General features: G+C 67.4%; 18 protein-coding genes and 1 tRNA gene. 14 read left to right on the top strand and 5 right to left on the bottom strand.

The genetic code is table 11. The features are described from left to right. Nucleotides 1–5: 5 nt before the first annotated feature. Nucleotides 6–1,781, bottom strand: a complete 1,776-nt coding sequence (glmS, locus tag STHE_RS06520) for a glutamine--fructose-6-phosphate transaminase (isomerizing) (protein ID WP_012871777.1) — start codon at nucleotides 1,779–1,781, stop codon at nucleotides 6–8. A gap of 539 nt (nucleotides 1,782–2,320) precedes the next feature. Here glmS and mtaB point away from each other — a divergent pair. From mtaB to STHE_RS06450, 14 genes are all read left to right on the top strand, one after another. After that, entirely contained in the window at nucleotides 2,321–3,670 is a 1,350-nt protein-coding gene (gene mtaB / locus STHE_RS06515) for a tRNA (N(6)-L-threonylcarbamoyladenosine(37)-C(2))-methylthiotransferase MtaB (RefSeq protein WP_012871776.1), read from the top strand. A 25-nt stretch (nucleotides 3,671–3,695) separates the two neighbouring features. After that, nucleotides 3,696–5,015 carry an adenylosuccinate lyase gene (purB, locus tag STHE_RS06510; protein WP_012871775.1) on the top strand — a complete coding sequence of 440 codons (1,320 nt, stop codon included), beginning with the start codon at nucleotides 3,696–3,698 and terminating at the stop codon, nucleotides 5,013–5,015. A 22-nt stretch (nucleotides 5,016–5,037) separates the two neighbouring features. Next, a complete protein-coding gene (locus STHE_RS06505) occupies nucleotides 5,038–5,937 on the top strand; it encodes a phosphoribosylaminoimidazolesuccinocarboxamide synthase (RefSeq protein WP_012871774.1) in 900 nt (299 codons plus the stop codon). A 25-nt stretch (nucleotides 5,938–5,962) separates the two neighbouring features. Further along, the gene (gene purS / locus STHE_RS06500; RefSeq protein WP_012871773.1) at nucleotides 5,963–6,268 is read left to right on the top strand and encodes a phosphoribosylformylglycinamidine synthase subunit PurS; all 306 of its coding nucleotides are present in this window, start codon (nucleotides 5,963–5,965) and stop codon (nucleotides 6,266–6,268) included. 9 nt (nucleotides 6,269–6,277) lie between these two features. After that, on the top strand, nucleotides 6,278–6,988 hold the full coding sequence (gene purQ, locus STHE_RS06495) for a phosphoribosylformylglycinamidine synthase subunit PurQ (RefSeq protein ID WP_012871772.1): 711 nt from the start codon (nucleotides 6,278–6,280) through the stop codon (nucleotides 6,986–6,988). Between the two features lie 22 nt (nucleotides 6,989–7,010). Then, entirely contained in the window at nucleotides 7,011–9,215 is a 2,205-nt protein-coding gene (gene purL / locus STHE_RS06490) for a phosphoribosylformylglycinamidine synthase subunit PurL (protein ID WP_012871771.1), read from the top strand. 84 nt (nucleotides 9,216–9,299) lie between these two features. Then, complete coding sequence (purF, locus tag STHE_RS06485) at nucleotides 9,300–10,742, top strand: amidophosphoribosyltransferase (RefSeq protein WP_012871770.1); 1,443 nt, start codon at nucleotides 9,300–9,302, stop codon at nucleotides 10,740–10,742. A gap of 38 nt (nucleotides 10,743–10,780) precedes the next feature. Next, nucleotides 10,781–11,896: a glycine cleavage system aminomethyltransferase GcvT gene (gcvT, locus tag STHE_RS06480; RefSeq protein ID WP_012871769.1), complete on the top strand. Its 1,116-nt coding sequence runs from the start codon at nucleotides 10,781–10,783 to the stop codon at nucleotides 11,894–11,896. Nucleotides 11,897–11,934: 38 nt separating this feature from the next. Then, a complete protein-coding gene (gcvH, locus tag STHE_RS06475) occupies nucleotides 11,935–12,330 on the top strand; it encodes a glycine cleavage system protein GcvH (protein ID WP_012871768.1) in 396 nt (131 codons plus the stop codon). Between the two features lie 33 nt (nucleotides 12,331–12,363). Then, entirely contained in the window at nucleotides 12,364–13,710 is a 1,347-nt protein-coding gene (gene gcvPA / locus STHE_RS06470) for an aminomethyl-transferring glycine dehydrogenase subunit GcvPA (protein WP_012871767.1), read from the top strand. 114 nt (nucleotides 13,711–13,824) lie between these two features. Next, a complete protein-coding gene (der, locus tag STHE_RS06465; RefSeq protein ID WP_012871766.1) occupies nucleotides 13,825–15,162 on the top strand; it encodes a ribosome biogenesis GTPase Der in 1,338 nt (445 codons plus the stop codon). 121 nt (nucleotides 15,163–15,283) lie between these two features. Continuing rightward, entirely contained in the window at nucleotides 15,284–16,552 is a 1,269-nt protein-coding gene (locus tag STHE_RS06460; protein ID WP_012871765.1) for a serine hydroxymethyltransferase, read from the top strand. A 32-nt stretch (nucleotides 16,553–16,584) separates the two neighbouring features. Next, the gene (locus STHE_RS06455) at nucleotides 16,585–17,661 is read left to right on the top strand and encodes an MraY family glycosyltransferase (RefSeq protein ID WP_012871764.1); all 1,077 of its coding nucleotides are present in this window, start codon (nucleotides 16,585–16,587) and stop codon (nucleotides 17,659–17,661) included. 26 nt (nucleotides 17,662–17,687) lie between these two features. Beyond that, nucleotides 17,688–18,128 (top strand): FmdB family zinc ribbon protein, encoded by a 441-nt coding sequence (locus STHE_RS06450; RefSeq protein WP_012871763.1) that lies wholly within the window; start codon nucleotides 17,688–17,690, stop codon nucleotides 18,126–18,128. Between the two features lie 7 nt (nucleotides 18,129–18,135). On the opposite strand, the gene STHE_RS06445 is transcribed toward STHE_RS06450, so the two are convergent. From STHE_RS06445 to STHE_RS06430, 4 genes are all read right to left on the bottom strand, one after another. After that, entirely contained in the window at nucleotides 18,136–18,321 is a 186-nt protein-coding gene (locus STHE_RS06445; RefSeq protein ID WP_012871762.1) for a hypothetical protein, read from the bottom strand. A 40-nt stretch (nucleotides 18,322–18,361) separates the two neighbouring features. Then, nucleotides 18,362–18,679 carry a ribosome silencing factor gene (gene rsfS, locus STHE_RS06440; RefSeq protein WP_273030501.1) on the bottom strand — a complete coding sequence of 106 codons (318 nt, stop codon included), beginning with the start codon at nucleotides 18,677–18,679 and terminating at the stop codon, nucleotides 18,362–18,364. A gap of 107 nt (nucleotides 18,680–18,786) precedes the next feature. Continuing rightward, a tRNA-Ile gene (locus tag STHE_RS06435) sits at nucleotides 18,787–18,858 on the bottom strand. Nucleotides 18,859–19,219: 361 nt separating this feature from the next. Continuing rightward, nucleotides 19,220–20,476 carry a polyamine ABC transporter substrate-binding protein gene (locus STHE_RS06430; RefSeq protein ID WP_012871761.1) on the bottom strand — a complete coding sequence of 419 codons (1,257 nt, stop codon included), beginning with the start codon at nucleotides 20,474–20,476 and terminating at the stop codon, nucleotides 19,220–19,222. Between the last annotated feature and the right edge of the window lie 6 nt (nucleotides 20,477–20,482).

Here is a 20,482-nt window from a genome sequence, read left to right as displayed (position 1 = left end):
TCAGGTTACTTCACGGTGACGCTCTTGGCCAGGTTCCGCGGCTTGTCCGGATCGAGGCCGCGGCGCACCGCGAGGTAGTATCCCAGAAGTTGCGCCGGAATGACGCCCACGAGCGGCGACGCGTCGCCGACCTCGGCGACCGGCACGTGTACGTCGAAGACTTCCTCGGCTTCCGGGGAGACGCCGATGATGAACCCGCCCCGGCTGCGCATCTCCATCGCGCCGGAGAGGATGTCATCGCGCGTCTCATCGAGCGGAGAGAAGACGATGCAAGGGGTGCCGTCTTCCACGAGGGCAATCACCCCGTGCTTCAGCTCGCCTCCGGCGAAGCCCTCGGCGTGGATGTAGCTCACTTCCTTAATCTTCAGCGCAGCTTCCAGGGCGGTGGGGTAGGAGAGACCGCGCCCGATGACGAAGCAGTGTTCCTGATCGGCGATGCGATCGGCGATCTCCTGCACGCGCCGCTCGCTTGCCGGGGCTAGCGCCTGCTCGACCCCGTCGACCGCGCGCCAGAGGTGTTCCCGCCCGACGTGCTCGCTGCCGTTCAGGACATGCGCCGTCAGCATCAGGATCGCGACCTTGGCGGTGTACGCCTTGGTCGAGAGAACGGACTGCTCCGGTCCGGCGCCCAGGTGGATGCTGAAGTCCGCCAGCCGGTCAAGCGTGGAGCCAGGGACGTTCACCAACGCCGCGACCCGCGCCCCCGCGCGCTTGGCGGCCATGACGGCCTCGATGATGTCGGCCGTCTCGCCGCTCTGGGACAGCGCGATGACGAGGCTGCGTTCTGTCAGGAAGTGCTCCTGGTACTTGAATTCGGATCCGACCGCGAAGTTGACGTGGCGGCGGGCGATCCGCGAGAAGAGGTAGGCACCGCTCAAAGCCGCGTAGCTGGCAGTGCCGCAGCCGATAAGGAAGCTCCCGTAGGATTCACGGATCATCGCAGCCAGGCGGCGAACCGGCTCGGCGTAGTTCTCCGCGATCGCGCGGAGCACGCGCGGCTGCTCGTGGATCTCCTTGATCAGGTAGTGGTCGAAGCCCCCGAGCGAGGTGTCCGCCGGCTGAAGCGTCAACGGAATGAACACCACCGGGCGCGGTTCGCCTGTCTGGCCATCGTAGACTCGTACGCCGCTGGCGCTGAGGGCCACGACCTCGTCGTCCTCGACATAATGTACCTCATCGACGTGACCGACGAGCGCGACGGCATCGGACGCGATGTACGACGCGTTCTCGTTGCGCCCAACGACGAGGGGGGAGACGTTCTTGGCGGCGACGAGTTGCTGCGTGGCGGTGTCGAGGACGATGATGGCGTTCAAGCCCCGCAGCATGCCGAAGACCGTCCGCACGGCGCTCACGACGGTTTCGGGGTCTGTCGAGTCGCGGACCGTTTCCTCGATCAGGTGGGAGACGACCTCGGTGTCTGTCTCACTGCGGAAGACGTGGCCGGCGCCTTCGAGGCGCGCCCGCAGCGCACGGAAGTTCTCGATGATGCCGTTGTGGATGACCGCGAAGCGGCCGGTGCAGTCGAGGTGGGGATGGGCGTTCTCGTCGCTAACGCCACCGTGCGTTGCCCAGCGGGTATGGCCGAAGCCGATGCTGGCCTCCGGGAGCGCGACAGACGCGTCGCCGATTCGCCCGGCCCGCTTGGTTACCTGAACATGGCCGTTGACTGCGACGCCGACCCCCCACGAGTCGTAACCGCGATACTCCAGGCGCCGCAGCGCGTCGAGGACCATCAGCCCGGTGTCACACTGCGGGCCGATGTAACCGAAGATTCCGCACATTCGATTGTGTGTCCCTTCCCGTGCCTGGCCGAAGGGCGCAGGCCACCAAACCGGGCGGCTCGTATTCAAAGCCGCACGGAGCAATGCTGGTTGACGCCCGGGGGACGGGAAACAGGACAGATGTACGCGCACCGGGCCAGTCTTTGTGCCGCCGATCACTCAGCGGTTTTGCCCTGACCCTCACGACCGTGCCAGCCGGGAGGCCATCCGCCGAATATTTCGAGAAGCCTCCACCTCGTCGACTCGCCGCCTCCTCCGGCGAGTCCGGGCGCTACTCAACGACGGAACGCCAACAGACTCCCGTCCGTCCCGGAGAGGAGCATTACCCCTACTGCCCGGGGCGCGCCTCATCTTGACTATAACGGCGCGAAGGTGGCACTGCAAGGGACAAAGGTCCGGCCTGGGCTATCCGATGCCCGCCAGATCCGCGCAACATTCGGGAAAGAGCAGCCGGTTTGAACCGAAATCTGCACGGCGTCCGCCACGTCCGTTCGTGTATAATCCCGTTGTTGAGCGGACCTGACCCTTCGAAGGGAACGATGGACTCGCCACGCTCGCTGACACCGCAACCGCTTCACGTGCGGCGGCGCCCCCGCTTCGCTATTTGCACACTCGGATGCAAGCTCAACCAGAGTGACGAGGCCGATCTGCGACGCAGCCTGCGCCAGGCCGGGTTGCAGGAGGTGGACTTCGGCTCGGAAGCCGAAGTCTACATCGTCAACACCTGCACCGTCACCCAGTTGGCCGACCGGCGCTCGCGCCAGATGCTGCGGCGTGCCCACCGGCAGAACCCGGAGGCGCTCGTCGCGGCGATCGGCTGTTACCCCGCTGTCAACCCGGATGAACTCCACGCCATGCCCGAGGTCGATATCGTGGTCGGCTCGATCGAGAAGGCGACCGTGGTCGACGAGATTCTCGGGCGGCTTGACTGGGAGAACCAGGCTTTTGACAGCGACGAGCCGGTCGAGCATGTGGAGACGCGCACCCGCCGGATGATCAAGATCCAGGAAGGGTGCCGCGCCCACTGCACCTACTGCATCATCCCGCGGGCGCGCGGCGCACCGCGGAATGTCGCCCCGGCGGAAGTGGTGCGCCGGGTGCAGGAAGCGATCGACGAGGGCTACCGGGAGGTGGTGCTGACCGGCACGCATGTCGGCACCTACAAGTGGCCCGAGGGGGACCGCACACTGCGGCTCGCCGACCTGCTGGAGCTGGTCCTGGAGGCGACCACGATCGAGCGGCTGCGTGTGACTTCGGTCGGGCCGCACGAGATCGACGAGCGGTTTATCGCACTGGTCAATCACCCACGGATGGCGCCGCACTTGCACATGGCGCTCCAGAGCGGCAGCGAGACCGTGCTGCGCCGGATGAAGCGCTGGTACAACACCCGCCAGTTCCGGCGCGCGGTGCGGCGGCTGCGCGAGGAGGTTCCTGACATTGCCATTACCACCGACGTGATCGTCGGTTTCCCGGGCGAGACGGATGAGGAGTTTGCGGAGACGTGCGACTTCGTGCGAGAGATGGGCTTTGCCAAGCTGCACGTCTTCCCCTTCTCGCCGCGCAAGGACACGCCCGCGGCGGCGATGCCCGACCAGGTTCACCCCCGGGTCAAGGAGCGCCGCGCGGCGGAGTTGCGGGCCATCGGTGACGAGCTGCACGCGGCGTTCGTCGCCCGGCACCTGGGCCGGGAGGTCCGGGTGCTGGTTGAGCAGGTGGCGGAACAACTCCCGGACGGCAGGTCCCTCTGGAGCGGGTATACCGGCAACTACCTGCGTGTCTACGTGCCGGGCGATCCGGGCGAGGACCTGGAGAACCGTTTTGTGAGCGTGCGGGCGGTGGCCCCGCACGAGGATGGGGTGCTGGCGGATCCGCCGATCCGCGTCGAGTAGTCGGGCCAGTGGACGGAGGAGTGGCTTGATCGAGCGATACACCCGGCCGGAGATGGGCCGCATCTGGAGCGAGCGGCACAAGATCGATCTCTGGCTGCGGGTCGAGATCGCGGTGGCCGAGGCCTGGGCCAAGCGTGGCGTCGTGCCTGAGGAGGCCATGGCCAAAATCCGCCGGGCGACCTGCGATCTGGAGCGGATGAAGGAGATCGAGCGCGAGACCGACCACGACGTGATCGCATTCCTCCGCGCCACAGGCGAGACCGTCGGCGACGCGGCACGATTCATCCATCTCGGTCTGACCAGCTCCGATGTGATCGACACCGCCCTGGCGCTCCAGACGGTCGAGGCGATCGACCACTTGCTGGCGGGGTTGGACCGCCTGATCGAAGCCGTGGGCAAGCAGGCGGTGAAGCACCGCGACACGTTGATGATCGGCCGGACCCACGGGATCCACGCCGAGCCGATCACCTTCGGCTTCAAGCTGGCGGTGTGGTACGACGAGCTGCGCCGCAACCGCGCCCGCCTGGAGGCCGCACGGGACGACATCCGGGTCGGGAAGATCTCTGGCGCTGTCGGCACCCATGCCAACGTGCCGCCGGATGTCGAAGAAGACGTTTGCGCCCTGCTGGGGCTGAGGCCCGCTCCGGTCTCCACGCAGATTATCCAGCGCGACCGGCACGCGCACGTGATCACCACCCTCGCGATTCTGGCCAGTTCGCTCGACAAGTTCGCGACGGAGATCCGGCACCTGCAGCGCACCGAGGTTGGGGAGCTGGAGGAGCCGTTCGACCCCGGCAATATGGGCTCGTCCGCCATGCCGCACAAGCGGAACCCTCACGAGAGCGAGCGGATCAGCGGCCTGGCGCGACTGGTGCGCGGCTACGCCGTGACGGCCATGGAGAACATCGCCCTCTGGCACGAGCGCGACATCAGTAACAGTTCCGCCGAGCGGGTGATCTTCCCCGACGCGTTCATCCTGCTCGACTACATGGTTGCCCTGATGACCGAGATCGTGGAGGACTGGGTCGTCTATCCCGAGCGGATGCGCCGCAACCTGGAGGCGACGCACGGCGCGATCTACTCGCAGCGGGCGCTGCTGGCCCTGGTCGAGGCTGGGATGGACCGCCAGGAAGCCTACCGGATCGTGCAGCGTGCCGGGCACACGGCGTGGGATACGGGCACCCATATGCGCGACCTGCTCCTGCAGGACGACGAGGTGCGGGCCCGCCTGACGCCGGAGCAGATCGAGGCGATCTTCGACCCGAGTTACCACACCGCGCACATCGACGAGGCGTTCCGCCGCCTGGGCCTGGGCACGCCAGCGCCCGCAGGCACGAGCCAGTAACGGGGAAGGGGAGGGACAGAGCGTGGCAGCCGTGGTGGACCAGTTGGAGATTCCGGGCCTGCCGTTGTTCCGGCGGGGTAAGGTGCGGGAGACGTTCGACCTGGGCGATGCCCTGCTGATGGTCGCGACCGACCGCATCTCCGCCTACGACTCGGTGCTGCCCACCGGCATCCCTGACAAGGGGATCGTCCTGACCCAGCTCTCCCGCTTCTGGTTTGAGCGCACGCGCGACCTCGTGCCGAACCACTTGATCACGACCGACCTGTCCGACCTGCCCGCGGCCGCGCAGCCCTTCCGCGAGCAGTTGGAAGGCCGCTCGATGGTGGTCAAGAAGGCCGAGCGGATTGACATCGAGTGCGTCGTGCGGGGCTATCTGGCCGGGTCGGCGTGGGCGGAATACCGGCGCGAGGGCACGGTCTGCGGCATCCGCCTTCCGGAGGGGCTGACCGAGTGCGCGAAGCTCGACGAGCCGATCTTCACCCCGGCTGCCAAGGCGGACACCGGGCACGACGAAAACATCACCTTCGAGCGAATGGTGGATCTCGTCGGCCGGGATCTCGCTGAGCGGCTGCGGGAGGCGACGCTGACCATCTACCGCGCCGCTGAGGAGTACGCCCGCACGCGTGGGATCATCATTGCCGATACGAAGCTGGAGTTCGGCCTGGTCGACGGCGAGCTGACGATCATCGACGAGCTGCTGACGCCGGACAGCTCCCGTTTCTGGGATGCGGAGCGCTACCAGCCCGGCAGGGACCAGCCGTCGTTCGACAAGCAGTTCGTGCGCGATTGGTTGACGCAGTCGGGGTGGGATCGGGAGCCGCCAGCGCCGCCGCTGCCGCCGGAGGTGGTCGAGGCCACCGCGGCGAAGTACCGTGAGGCGTACGAGCGGATCACCGGTCGACCGCTGTTCCCGCTGAGCTAGCGTGGAGAGGATTGAGGAGACGAGCGTGACGACCCAGGCAGACGGCGCGAAGCGCTGGCTCGCGCAGGTGTATGTGTCGCTCAAGCCCGCGGTGAACGACCCCCAGGGGCTGGCGGTCCGTGACGGCCTGCACATGCTCGGCTACGACGAGGTCGACGGGGTGCGGGTCGGGAAGTACCTCACGCTCACGCTCAGCGCCCCCGATCAGGCGACGGCCGAGGCACGGGTCGCGGCGATGTGCGAGCAACTGCTGGCCAACCCGGTCATGGAGCGCTACGAGTTCCAGGTGAGCGAGGCAGACGGCGAGGCGCAGCCACGGGGCGAGGGATAGGCGGAGACGATGCGATTCGGAGTCATCACGTTTCCGGGCAGCAACGGCGACCACGATGCCCTCTCGGCGATCGAGCTGGGCCTGCGCCAGCCGGTCGAGCCGGTCTGGTATCGCGAGACCGATGTGTCCCGCTTCGACGCGCTGGTGATCCCCGGCGGGTTCTCGTACGGCGACTACCTGCGGGCGGGGGCCATCGCACGCTTCGCACCGGTCATGGAGGCGGTGGCGCGCTTCGCGGCTCAAGGTGGCCCGGTCCTCGGCATCTGCAACGGGTTCCAGATCCTGACGGAGGCGGGGCTGCTGCCGGGTGCGCTGCTACGGAATAAGGGCCTCTCGTTCGTCAGCGACTGGGTGTATGTCCGCGTCGAGAGCAATCGGACGCGGTGGACCGCTGGCCTCACGCCGGGCGACGTGCTGAGAATGCCGATCGCCCACGGTGAGGGACGGTACTACGCCGACCCCGAGACGCTGGAGCGCATCGAGGCGAACGGCCAGGTGGTGTTCCGTTATGTCGATGCGGCCGGGAACGTGACGCCGGAGGCGGACCCCAACGGGGCGGCAAACGCCATCGCCGGGGTTGCGAATGAGCAGGGCAACGTGGTGGGACTCATGCCGCACCCGGAGCGTGCCTACGACACGCTCATCGGAAGCGACGACGGCCTGAAGATCCTGTCGGCAGTGCTGCAAGCCGGGATCGACGCGGCGACGGCCCGGGTATAGGGGAAGGCGAGGGGTGAGCCGCATGCAGGTCACGGCGGAGCTGCTGAAGGAGGTCGGCCTGACTGCCGACGAGTACGGCCTGATCGTCGAGAAGCTGGGCCGGGAGCCGACCCAGGTCGAACTCGGCATGTTCGGCGCGATGTGGAGTGAGCACTGCGGCTACAAGAACTCGAAGCCGTTGCTCAAGCGCTTCCCGACGGCGGGGCCGCGTGTCGTGCAGGGGCCGGGGGAGAACGCCGGCGCGGTCGACATCGGTGACGGCCTGGTCGCGGTGCTGAAGATCGAGTCGCACAACCACCCCAGCGCGGTCGAGCCGTACCAGGGGGCGGCGACCGGGGTCGGCGGCATCGTGCGCGACATCTTCACCATGGGCGCCCGCCCGGTCGCGCTGCTCAACTCGCTGCGGTTCGGTCCGCTGGATGAGCCGCGCAACCGCTATCTCTTCTCCGGCGTCGTCGGCGGCATCGGCGGGTACGGCAACTGCCTCGGCGTGCCGACGGTGGGGGGCGACATCTACTTCGACCCGGCCTACTCGGGCAACCCGCTGGTCAACGCGATGTGCGTCGGGATCGCGCGGCGGGACGAACTCATGCGGGCACGGGCATCCGGCCCGGGGAACCTGGTCCTGATCGTCGGGGCGGAGACGGGACGTGACGGCGTCGGCGGCGCGACCTTTGCCTCGGTCGAGGATCCGGAGGCGTCGCACCGCGGTGTGGTCCAGGTCGGGAATCCGTTCCTGGAGAAGCTGCTGCTGGAAGCGTGCCTTGAGGTGCTGAAGACGCCGCACGTCGTGGCGATGCAGGACCTGGGGGCGGCCGGGCTCACCAGCTCGACGGTGGAGGTCGCGAGCCGCGGCGGTGTCGGCATCGAAATCGACGTGGCCAAGGTCCCCCGGCGTGAGACGGGCATGAATGCTTACGAAGTCATGCTGTCCGAGAGTCAGGAGCGCATGCTCGTCGTGGTGCGGCCGGAGGGGCTCGACGCGGTGCGTGCGATCTTTGAGCGGCACGACCTCCGGTGTGCCGTCATTGGGGAGGTGACCGACGACGGGCTGGTGCGGGTGCGCGACGGGGACGAGGTCGTGGCCGAGGTCCCGGCAACCCTCTTCACCGACGAGTGTCCGACCTACGTGCGCGAGGGTGTCGAGTCGGCCAAGATCGCGGAGCTGCGCGCCCGGGATGTACTGGCCGTGCCGGACCTGGCCGAGAGCGGGGATCTGACGCCGGCAGGGGCGCTGCTCCGGCTCCTGGCATCCCCGAATATCGGCAGCCGCGAGCCGGTCACCCGCACCTACGACTCGACGATCATGACCAACACCGTGGTGCCGCCGCTGGCGGGCGACGCCGCGGTGATCCGCGTCAAGGGAACGACGATTGGGTTGGCCATCAAGACCGACTGCAACCCGCGCTACGGGTATCTGGATCCGTATCTGGGTGGCGCGCATGCCGTGGCCGAGGCGGCGCGCAACGTCTCCTGCGTCGGCGCCGAGCCGATCGCGGTGACCGACTGCCTCAACTTCGGTAGCCCGGAGCGCCCCGAGATCTACTACCAGTTGTCTCGCGCGATTGACGGGATGTCGGATGCCTGCCGGGCGCTTGGGGTTCCGGTGGTCAGCGGTAACGTGAGCCTCTACAACGAGTCGGGTTCCGAGGCGATCCTGCCGACACCCACCGTCGGCGTCGTCGGCCGGCTGGCCGATGTCCGGCGCCATGTCGGGATGGCGTTCGTCGAGGGTGGGAGCGTCTACCTGGTCGGGCCGCTGGAGGCGACGCTGGGCGGCAGCGAGTATCTCGCGCTCATCCACGGGCAGGTGGCCGGGGCACCGCCGTCGCTCGATCTGGAACTGGAGGCCGCCGTACAGCGCGCGGTGCGTGATGCGATCGCGCGGGGGCTGGCCGCGGCGGCGCACGACACGTCCGAGGGCGGGCTGGCGGTGGCGCTGGCCGAGTCGTGTATCGCGGGCAACGTCGGAGGTCGGTTCGACGTGTCCGCCGTGCTCGCCGCCAACGACGGTCGCCGGGATGTCGCGCTCTTTGGGGAAGCGGCCTCGCGGGTGCTCCTCCAGGCCCCGCCTGGTGGTGAGGACGCGCTTGAGGCGCACCTGCGGGAGCGCGGCGTGCCGTTCCAGCGGCTCGGTGCGGCAGGCGGCGACGGGTTCGAGATCGAGGGGCACCTTGCGCTCCCGTTCGCCGAGGTTGCGCAGGCCTGGCGCGGGGCGCTCGCGTAGTGCCCCGGCCGGGTCGAGGGTGCCCCGTGCTACACTTGGTCCACGTGCCAGGCCGGGTACGGGATCGCAGGAAGGGCGGCCACAATGCCATTTGATTCGCCGCGCGAAGCGTGTGGGGTGTTCGGGATCTACGCACCCGGCGAGGATGTGGCGCGGCTGACCTTCTTCGGCCTCTACGCCCTTCAGCACCGGGGTCAGGAGAGCGCCGGGATCGCAGCCGCGGACGGCCACGAGATCCGGCTGCATACCCGCATGGGGCTCGTCAACACGGCCTTCTCCGAAGAGGATCTGGCGCGCCTCCCGGGCCACATCGCGATCGGCCACACCCGCTACTCCACGACCGGTGGCAGCCGGCAGGTGAATGCCGGGCCGTTCGTGGCGCGGGCGGAGAGCGGTCCGGTGGCGGTGTCGCACAACGGGAACCTCGTCAACGGCGAGAACCTGCGGCGCGAGTTGCTTGAGCGCGGGATCTCGCTCACCAGCACGACCGATAGTGAGGCGCTGACCTGGATGATCGCGCTGGCCTACGGGCCGGACCTCGCCTCACGCGTGCGGCAGGCGATGGCACGCTTCGTCGGTGCCTACAGCCTGGCGGTCATGACGCCCGACGCGCTGGTCGGCGTGCGCGACCCGCTGGGCATCCGCCCGCTCTGTTTGGGACGGCTCAACGGGGGCTGGGTTATCGCCTCCGAGACCTGTGCGCTGGCGACGATCGGGGCCACGTTCGAGCGGGAGATCGAGCCGGGTGAGATCGTGGTCATCGACGCCCAGGGCGTGCGCAGCTACCCGGCGCCCGAACCGCAAGAGCGCCAGGCGATGTGCCTCTTCGAACTGATCTACTTCGCGCGGCCCGACAGCCTTTTGATGGGCGAGCGGCTCCACCTGGTGCGCCAGCGGATGGGCGCGGAGCTGTGGCGTGAGCACCCGGTCGAGGCCGATGTCGTCATCCCGCTGCCCGACTCGGCAACGCCCGCGGCAATCGGCTTCGCACGGGCGTCGGGTATCCCGTACGCAGAGGGGCTGATCAAGAACCGGTACATCGGCCGCACCTTTATCCAGCCCGACCAGCGGCTGCGGGAACAGGGAGTCAAGCTCAAGTTCAACGCCCTTCCGGAGGCCCTGGAGGGTAAGCGCGTCGTGCTTGTCGACGACACGATCGTGCGCGGGACGACGAGCCGGCCGATCGTCGAGTTGTTGCGGCAGAACGGCGCGCGTGAGGTGCATATGCGGGTCCACGCGCCGCCGATCATGTGGCCGTGCTACCTTGGCGTCGACATGGCCCGGCGGGATGAGTTGATCGCGGCCCAGATGTCGGTGGAGGAGATCGGGCGCGCGATCGGTGCCGACTCGATCGGCTACCTGAGTCTGGACGGGCTCATGCGGGCAATCAACCTGCCGCGGTCGCGGTTCTGCACGGCCTGCCTTACGGGCGAGTATCCCGTGCCGGTGCAGATGTCACTCGACCCGTTGCCTGCCAGGTCGCGCGCGCCTGAGCCTGTATTGACGGCCGAGCAAGAAGGTCATTAGAATCGGGCGGCTATTGGGATACGGGGAGGAGGGGTGGCGTGCCCGAGTTGAAGCGGACGCCGTTGGCCGAGCGCCATGAGCAGCTCGGCGCCCGCATGGTGGATTATGCGGGCTGGTACATGCCGGTGCAGTATACCGGGATCATTCAGGAGCACCGGACAGTTCGCACCGCGGCCGGGTTGTTCGACCTCGGGCACATGGGCCAGGTTGAGGTTGCCGGTCCAGACGCGCAGGCGTTCCTCCAGTACGTCACTACCAACGACGTCACGGCACTCGCCCCGGGCGAGGCGCAGTATTCGCTGCTGCTCTACCCGGACGGCGGGGTGGTGGACGACATCCTGGTCTACCTGCGTCCGAGCGGTGAGAGCTACCTGGTCGTCGTCAACGCAGCCAACACCGACAAGGACCTCGCCTGGCTGGCCGAGCAGCGCGAGAAGCGCTCTGATCTCGACGTAACGGTCACCGACCTGTCGCCACGGCTGGGGATGCTCGCGATCCAGGGGCCGAAGGCGGAAGAGATCCTCCAGCAAGTCACCTCGGTCAACCTGGGGGAGATCGCCTATTTCCACGCGGCCGAGATCGATGTCGACGGCGTTCCCTGCCTGGTATCCCGCACCGGGTACACCGGGGAGGACGGCTTCGAGATCTACTGCCCGATCGAGAAGACCGAGCAGCTCTGGGACCGGTTGCTGCGGGTCGGCGAGCCGATGGGGCTCCAGCCGATCGGGCTCGGAGCGCGGGACACGCTGCGCCTGGAAGCGCGCATGCCACTCTACGGCAACGAGATCTCGGCCGAGATCAGCCCGCTCGAAGCGGGGTTGGGCTTCGCGGTGAAGCTCGACAAGGGCGACTTTATCGGGCGTGAGGCGCTGCAGAAGCAGAAGGCCGAGGGTGTGAAGCGGCGCCTGGTCGGGTTCAAGCTGGTCGAGCGTGGCGGGGTACCGCGCACGCACTATGAGGTCCAGGTGGACGGCCGGACGGTTGGCTTTGTCACCAGCGGGACGACGTCGCCGACGCTGGGCGAGAATATCGGCATGGCGATCGTCGACCGGGAGGTAGCCGGGGTCGGCAAGCCACTGGACATCATCATTCGAGGGAAGCCGGTGCGCGCGGTCCAGGTGCGAACACCGTTCCATAAGCATCAGGAATCGTAGTACGGACTCCGGGGCCGAGGCAGAGGGAGGAATCGGACATGACGCAAGTCGCGCAGGGGCTGCGCTACACCAAGACGCACGAGTGGGTCAAGCTGGACGGCGACGTGGCGACGGTGGGCGTGACGGACTTCGCCCAGTCGGAGCTGGGCGACATCACCTACCTGGAGCTGCCCGAGCCGGGCACGACGGTGACGCAGGGTGAGCCGATGGGGGTGATTGAGTCGGTCAAGGCCGCCTCGGACATCTATGCGCCGATCAGCGGCGAGGTTATCGAGGCCAACAGCACCGTCGTGGACTCACCGGAGCTGGTCAACTCCTCCCCGTACGAGGAGGGCTGGTTCGTCAAGGTGCGCGTCAGCGACCCGGCGGGTGTCGAGTCGTTGATGGACGCCGACGCATATGAGGCGTTCGTCAAGGAGGAGGGCGGCGCGTAGTCGCGCCGCCGCACACCAGGGAGGCACACCCTCATGTCGTTCGTCCCGCACACGCCAGCGGATCGCCAGGCGATGCTCGACGCCGTCGGCGTGCGCTCCATCGAAGAACTGTTTGAACCGATCGATCCGGCGGTTCGATTCCCGAAGCTGAACCTCCCGCCGCGGCTGTCTGAGCCGGAGGTGTCTCGGGAGGTCGCGCGGCTTGCGGCGAAGAACCTGAATGCCTCGACGGCGACGACCTTCCTCGGGGCGGGCAACTACAACCATTATGTCCCGGCGACGGTCCATCAGATCCTCTTCCGTGGGGAGTTCTACACCGCCTACACGCCGTACCAGCCGGAGGTGGCCCAGGGCACGCTCCAGGTGATCTACGAGTTCCAGACGATGGTGGCGGCCCTGACCGGTATGGAGGTCGCCAACGCCTCGATGTACGACGGGGCGACCGCGTTGGCAGAGGGTGCGCTGCTGGCGGTCTCCATCCCGCGAAAGCGGACGAAGATCGTGGTGATGGGGACGCTCCACCCGCACTACCTCTCCGTGCTGCGGACGTACACTCACGGCCTGGCAGCCGAGGTGGTGGAGTTGCCGCTGCCGACTGACACGCTGCGAGCCACGCCTGACATGCTCGACGGCCATCTCGACGAGACGACCGCATGCGTCGTCATGCAATCGCCCAACTTCTTCGGCCGGATCGAGGACATCGCGGGCTTCGCCGAGAAGGCGCACGCCGTGGGTGCGCGGCTGGTCGTCTCGACCTACCCGATCGCGCTGGGCCTGCTGAAGTCCCCGGGTGAGCTGGGGGCGGACATCGTGACAGCCGAGGGGCAGTCGCTCGGCAACGCGCAGTCGTTCGGTGGGCCGGTAGTGGGCCTGCTGGCCTGCAAGCAGGAGCTGGTGCGGCAGATGCCCGGCCGATTGGTCGGTGTCACTGTGGACTCCGAAGGCAAGCGCGGCTTCGTCCTTGCCCTCCAGACCCGGGAGCAGCACATCCGGCGCGAGAAGGCGACCAGCAACATCTGCACCAACCAGGGGCTGAACGCGCTGGCGGCGACGGTCTACATGGCGTCCCTCGGCCCGAGCGGCCTGCGCCAGGTCGCCTTGCTCTGCTACCACAAGGCACACTACCTGGCCGAGCGTATTGCCGCGCTCGACGGATGGTCGGTCGTCGGCGAGGGGCCGTTCTTCAACGAGTTCGCGGTGCGGGCCCCGCGCGATCCGAAGGAGATCAACCGGGCGCTGGCTCATGAGGGTATCATCGGCGGGTACCCGCTGGGCGAGGTCGACGAGCGGCTGTCCGACATGATGCTCGTGGCGACCACCGAGTTGAACACCCGCGAGTCGATCGATGCCTTTGTGGCGGCGCTCGAGCGACTCAGCTAACTACCTGCGAGAGTGGCAGACTGCGGGACGGGCGGGCCGTGTGCTCGCCCGCCCTCTTTCCACCCACCGGCGCGACGCCGCGGGCGGGCGTGACGCGGAAGGACATCAACGATCATGGCACGACCGTTAGTGGCGATTGTCGGCCGGCCGAATACCGGTAAGTCGACCCTCTTCAACCGCCTGGTCGGGGAGCGCCGCGCCATCGTCGAGGATCTCCCCGGAACGACACGGGACCGGATCTACGCTGAGGCGAGTTGGGGCGGGGTTACCTTCGACGTCGTCGACACCGGCGGGCTCCTGAGCGAGCAAGAGATCGAGCGGGCCTCGGCGGCCGAGATCGCGCAGGCGACCCAGGAGCAGGCCGAACTGGCGATCGAGCAGGCCGACGTGATCGTCTTCATGGTCGACGGGCAGGCCGGGGTCACCGCCGGGGATCATGAGGTGGCCGACCTGATCCGGCGCGCCAAGCGGCCGGTGCTTCTGGCGGTGAATAAAGCCGAGGCGCGCAACATCCAGGATGCGGCGGTCGAGTTCTACGAGCTGGGCCTGGGCGATCCCTATCCCATCTCGGCGCTGCACGGGACGGGCGTCGGCGACCTGCTGGATGCGATCATCGCCCATTTGCCGGAGACAACGGAGGCCGAGCGCGAGGAGGTGCCGAGCATCGCCATCGTAGGTCGGCCGAACGTGGGGAAGTCAGCCCTGCTGAATGCCCTGCTCGGCCAGTCGCGGCAGATCGTCTCCTCGATCCCCGGCACGACCCGGGACGCGGTCGATACCGAGATTACCTGGGCCGGGAACCGGGTGGTGCTGGTCGACACGGCCGGCATCCGGCGCCCTGGGCGGATCGAGCGCGGGATCGAGAAGTACAGCGTCCTGCGATCCACCCGCGCGGTGGAGCGGGCGGATGTCGCTGTACTGGTCATCGATGCGACCGAGCCGTTCACGGCGCAGGACCAGGCGATCGCCGGTGCCATCGCTGAAGCCAAGAAGGGCATCATCGTCGCCGTCAACAAGTGGGACCTCGTCGAGAAAGACCACCGCACCATGAAGGAGTTCACGGAGAAGGCTCGCGAGGCATTCCACTTCATCTCCTATGCGCCGATTGTTTTCATCTCGGCGCTGACCGGGCAACGTGTCAACCAGGTGATGGAGCTTGCACTGGCGATCTTCGCCGAGCGGCAACGGCGCATCCCGACCGGAGAGCTGAACCGGGTGATCCGGGACGCCGTGTACCGGCACCCACCGCCCACGAAGCCGAACAAGTGGTTGAAGATCTACTATGTGACCCAGGCCGACGTGAACCCGCCGACCTTCGTGTTCTTCGTCAACGCGCCACAGAACGTGCATTTTTCGTACAAGCGCTACCTAGAGAACACGCTGCGCAAGCATTACGGTTTCACCGGCACGCCGATCGTGATGCGATTCCGGGCGCGCCGGGGGGACGAGTAGGGGCGGTGACGGCGCTGTCACCCTGCCGCAGGTGAACGCGCAAGCGGTGTTCATACAGTGTGCTACACTGACCGGGAGGCATGGGCGTGGGAGCGACTTTGGCCAGGGAAAGGATAACGGGATGGATGCGCTGCGGGCGGTAGACCCGGCAGTGGCGGATGCGATCGCACAGGAGCAGCGGCGGCAGTCATCGACGATTGAGTTGATCGCATCGGAGAACTTCACGAGCGCCGCGGTGATGGAAGCCGCGGGGTCGGTGCTCACCAACAAGTACGCCGAGGGCTATCCCGGCAAGCGGTACTACGGTGGGTGCGAATACGTCGATATCGTCGAATCCCTGGCACGTGACCGCGCCCGGCAGATCTTCGGCGCCGATCATGCCAATGTCCAGCCCCACTCGGGGTCGCAGGCGAACATGGCCGCGATGCTGGCCGTGCTCAAGCCCGGCGATCGCATTGTCGGGATGAGCCTGCAGGAGGGTGGGCACCTCACGCACGGCTTCGGGATCAACTTCTCCGGCCGCCTGTTCGACGCCCACTTCTACGGTGTCGACCCGAAGACCGAGCGCATCGACTACGATGCTGTGCGACGCATCGCCCACGAGGTCAAGCCGCACCTGATCATCGCCGGTGCGAGCGCCTACCCGCGCGTCATCGACTTCGCCCGCTTCCGCGAGATCGCGGACGAGGTGGGCGCAGTGCTGATGGCGGACATCGCCCATATCGCCGGGATCATCGCGGTTGGCCTGCATCCCACGTCGGTGGGCGCGGCACAGATCACCACGACCACGACGCACAAGACGCTGCGCGGCCCGCGCGGCGGCATGATCCTGTGCGACGCGGAGTACGCGGAGGCGATCGACCGCACCGTCTTCCCCGGCACCCAGGGCGGGCCGCTGCTGCACATCATCGCCGGCAAGGCGGTCGCTCTCCACGAGGCGATGCAGCCCGCCTTCCGTGAGTACATCGAGCGCGTGCTGGAGAACGCGCGAGTGCTCGCGGAGACGCTGCAGGCCGAGGGATTCCGGCTGGTGTCGGGCGGCACCGACAACCACCTGATGCTGGTCGACCTGACCGAGATCGGGATCAGTGGTCGCAAGGCCGAGCGGCTGCTGGACGCCGTCGGCATCACCGTCAACAAGAACACCATCCCCGGCGACCCGCGGCCACCGGCACAGGCGAGCGGGATTCGGCTGGGGACGCCGGCCATGACGACCCGCGGCTTCGGGCCGGACGAGATGCGGCAGACGGGTCGCTGGATCGCCGCGGTGCTGCGGGCGCCCGACGACGAGGCGCTGGCGGACCGGGTACGCCATGAGGTCGCGGAGATGGCCGCCCACTTCCCCGTGCCCGGCCTTGAATCGGCCGCCCCCGTGGCGGGTGGCGGCTAGGGCGGAAGCGGCGGCGGGAGGTGGCACCGAGCATGAGCCACGCCTTGATCGCGCTGGCGGTCGCCCTGGTGGCCGGGGGCATTTCAGCGAGCCTCATTCCCCAGCTCACCGCGCTTGCGCACCGGTTGGGACTGGTGCAGTACCCGCGTCAGCGTGATGTGCATCAGAAGCCGGTGCCACGGATCGCCGGCCTCGGGATCTTCATCGGATTCCTGGTGGCGCTGGGTGTCAGTTTCTGGCTGCCGGTCGATCGGTTCCCGATCGAGGTCGAGCGCATCCTCCTGCTCTTGATCGGCGCCACTCTGGTCGTGGGCGTCATGCTCTGGGACGACCTGGTGGGGATCGCGCCGCTGCCGAAACTCTTCTGGCAGCTCGTCGCGGCGGCGGTGGTGATCGTCCCCCGGCTGCGAGGGCCGGACCACGGGCTGGTCATCGAGCAATTCAACAACCCGTTCGGCGGGGTCGTGCACCTGCCGCTGGCCGCAGCGGTCCTCTTCACGCTCTTCTGGATCCTGGGCATGATGAACACGCTCAACTGGATTGACGGTCTGGACGGACTGGCCGGGAGCGTCACGCTCATCGCGTGCGTGGTCTTGTTCGTCCACACCTTTTTCCGACCCGAGGGGAATCCCCAGTTCACGATCTCGCTGCTGCCGGTTGCGCTCGGCGCTGCTGTCCTCGGGTTCCTGCCCTTCAACTGGTACCCCGCTCGGATCATCATGGGTGACAGCGGGGCGATGTTCCTCGGCTTCACCCTGGCAGTGATCTCGATCATCGGAGGGGCCAAGATCGCCACCGCGCTCCTGACGCTGTGGGTGCCGATCCTGGATGTCGCCTGGTTGATCCTCTACCGCCTGGTAAACGGCCGGTCGCCGCTGCACGCCGACCGCGGTCACCTGCATCATCGGCTGCTCGATCTCGGCTGGTCGCAGCAGCAGATCGTTTTCTTCATCGCCGCGATCTCCGGCGTCCTGGGTGCGGCCTCGCTCCTGCTGCCATGGCCGCAGCTCAAGCTGGCCGCGCTCGTCGCGGTCGGGGTGATCGGGGTGGTGATGCTCAGCGTGCTGGCGCGCCGGACCGGGCAGGAGTTGAAGCGCGCGGCGGACTAGCGTTCGGAGGAACGGAGGTCAGCGGCGTGCCGATCTACGAGTATCGCTGCCACGACTGTCGCCGGCGTGTGAGCATCTTCTTCCGCTCGGTGGCCGCAGTCTCCGCGCCGCAGTGCCCGAGGTGTGGCGGTGCGAACCTCGAGCGCCTCTTCTCGCGGGTGGTCGTGCGGCGAGGAGCGGCGCGATCGGGGAATGAGATCGCTGATGACGCGTGGGACGCGGGTGACCTTGGCGACGACGGAGACGCACCCTTCGACTTGGATGATGTGCCGGGATTGGATGACGATGCCGACCCGCGCGAGATCGCGCGGTGGACGCGGGAGATGAGCGCCAGCCTGGGTGAGCCGCTCGACCCGGAGCTGGATCAAGCGCTGGCGGATATCGAGCGCGGCGCGGACCCGGAGGAGGTGCTGGACCGCGTGGCTGGCGTTGGCCTGGACGATCCGCTTGATCCGGAAGGGGACTAGATCTTCCCTACTGGAGCAGCAGATCGAAGCGCAGTTGGTCCTCGTCGCGCCGGCCCAGCAACGAGACCAGGTGAACCACCGCGGAGAAGACGCGGTGCCCGAGCAGTGCGCCGAGCGTCGTGCCGCCGATGACGCCACAGATCACGCCGAGCGCGAACGGGTAGATAAACGGGGTTCGCGGGCCCTGCGACATGATCAACCCCTCCGGGGCCAACTACACCGGATGCTGACGGCTACTGGATCACCAGGAGCCGCTGGGCATCGGTCCACAACTCCTCCAACCGGTAGAACTCTCGTTGCTCGGCGGTGAACAGGTGCACGATGGCGTCTCCGTAGTCCAGGACGATCCAGCCGCTCTCGGGGACGCCCTCGCGCCGCTGCGGACGGATGTTCTCCTTGGCCAGTTCCTTCTCGATGTGCTCGGTGACCGCGCGGAGTTGCCGCGGGTTCTCGACCGAGCTGATGACGAAGTAGTCGGCGATGGGCGAGAGATGTCGGATATCGAGGACGAGAATGTCTCTTGCCAGCGAGTCCGATGCGATCTCCGCGATCTGCCGCGCAAGCGCTGCCGCCTCGATAACGCCCTCCTGTCCGGTCAGCGTGTACGTACACCACTATAACATGCACCAGCGGGGAGTACAAGGCCCCGTTGCGCCGGTGGGCCTGGTAGGATTCGAACCTACGACCTTGAGGTTATGAGCCCCTTGCTCTGCCGCTGAGCTACAGGCCCGCCTTGGATTAACCAATTCTAGTCGAACTCGACTGGCTCGGGCAACGCTGGTGCGCCTTGGGCTCGACGGGTGCCTCGGCAAGGGCTCCACCTGCCATCGCCTCAGTGCGTCGTGCGTGGCAGCCGCGAAGTCCGGAAGGCGGGGTGACCGGTGTGGGGTAGGCAGGTCGCCAGGACGTCTGCCCGCCAGTGCAGTCCTAGCGGCGGCAGCGTCCCGCGCGTGTGATCGCCGAGCAACGGGTGGAGCCTGCCGCTCCCAACGTGGGGGGTGGTCGCCGGGAGCGGCAGGCTCGGTTCAGTCTCTCCCCGCCAGTGAACGGGAATGCCTGCGGCGGATGAGGTTGCCATGCTGCACGGGCGCCTAAGCCGTCTTGAACTCGGTCCAAATGCGGTCGTACTTCGAGATGTCGTCCCCAACGTCCTCGATCCACTGGAGGCGCTCCATCACCTCCGCGCTGGGGTAGACCGAGGGGTTCTCCAGGATCCAGTCCTCGATCAGTCCCTGATCCCGTGCGGCCTTGTTGGGGCTGCCGTACCATACGAAGTTGGCGTTGGCCGCGGCGACCTCCGGCAGGTTCATGAAGTCGATGAAGGCCATCGCCGTGTAGAGGTTCGGGGCGCCCTTCGGCACGGCAAGGTTGTCCTGCCAGATGACGGCGCCCTCTTTGGGCAGGAAGTAGGTCAGTCCCTCCTTCTGGTCTGCGGTCAGCAGTGCGTCGCCCGTCCACATGTGGGCCATAACCGCCTCGCCGCCGAGCATCATGTCGTCGTTGTTCTGGCTGCTGTAGGCGGTGACGTAGGGCTTCTGCTCAAGCAGCAACTCCTTGGCCTTCGCCAGGGCCTCGTCGCTCGTCTCGTTGACAGAATAGCCGAGGAACATCAGTGCCGCGCCGATGACCTCTCGCTGGTCGTCGAGCATTGCGAGCTTGCCCTGCGCCTCGGGCGCCGGGTGGAAGACGGCTTCCCAGCTATCGAGCCCCTCGCCCAGCACGTTGACGTCGTAAAGGACGCCGGTCGTGCCCCACAGGTAGGGCATGCTGTAATCGTTGTTCGGGTCGTAGTAGGCGCCGAGGTTGCCGGGATCGATGTTGGCGAACGACTGAATGACGTCCTTGTCGAGCGGCTCGAGCATACCGAGTTGGATCATGACCCCGACCATGTAGTCGGAGGGGACGATCACATCGTAGCCGCTCGCGCCGCCCTGGAGCTTGGCCAGCAAGTCCTCATTGCTGGCGAAGGTGTCCTCGATCACCCGCACTCCATACGCCGCCTCAAAGGCCTTCGGGACTTCTGGGGCCAGGTACTCGGACCAGTTGTAGAGGTGCAGCTCGGCGGACAGCTTGGACCGGTCGATGTAGTCCGGCATGGTGACGTTGAGTGTGCTGCCTTCGCCCGCGGTCCCCTCCTCACTCGTGGCGGTACCCTCGCCGCCGCTCGACCCCTGATCGCCTCCGGCAGGGGTGGACGCCGGTTCGGCCGAGCCGCCGCAGGCCGCCAGCAGTGCTACGATCGCTGGCATGCTCATGCCCGCCAGGGCGAGGCGGCGGATCAACTCGCGCCGGGAAATCGAGCCGCGCAACCAGGCGCGGACCAGCGCCTGGGTGTGTCGCCGTGCCATGGTCTT

This window comes from Sphaerobacter thermophilus DSM 20745 (assembly GCF_000024985.1).
Classification (GTDB): Bacteria; Chloroflexota; Chloroflexia; order Thermomicrobiales; family Thermomicrobiaceae; genus Sphaerobacter; species Sphaerobacter thermophilus.
The sequence above is the reverse complement of the archived record's forward strand: the minus strand, read 5'-3'. Positions and strand labels throughout refer to the sequence as shown.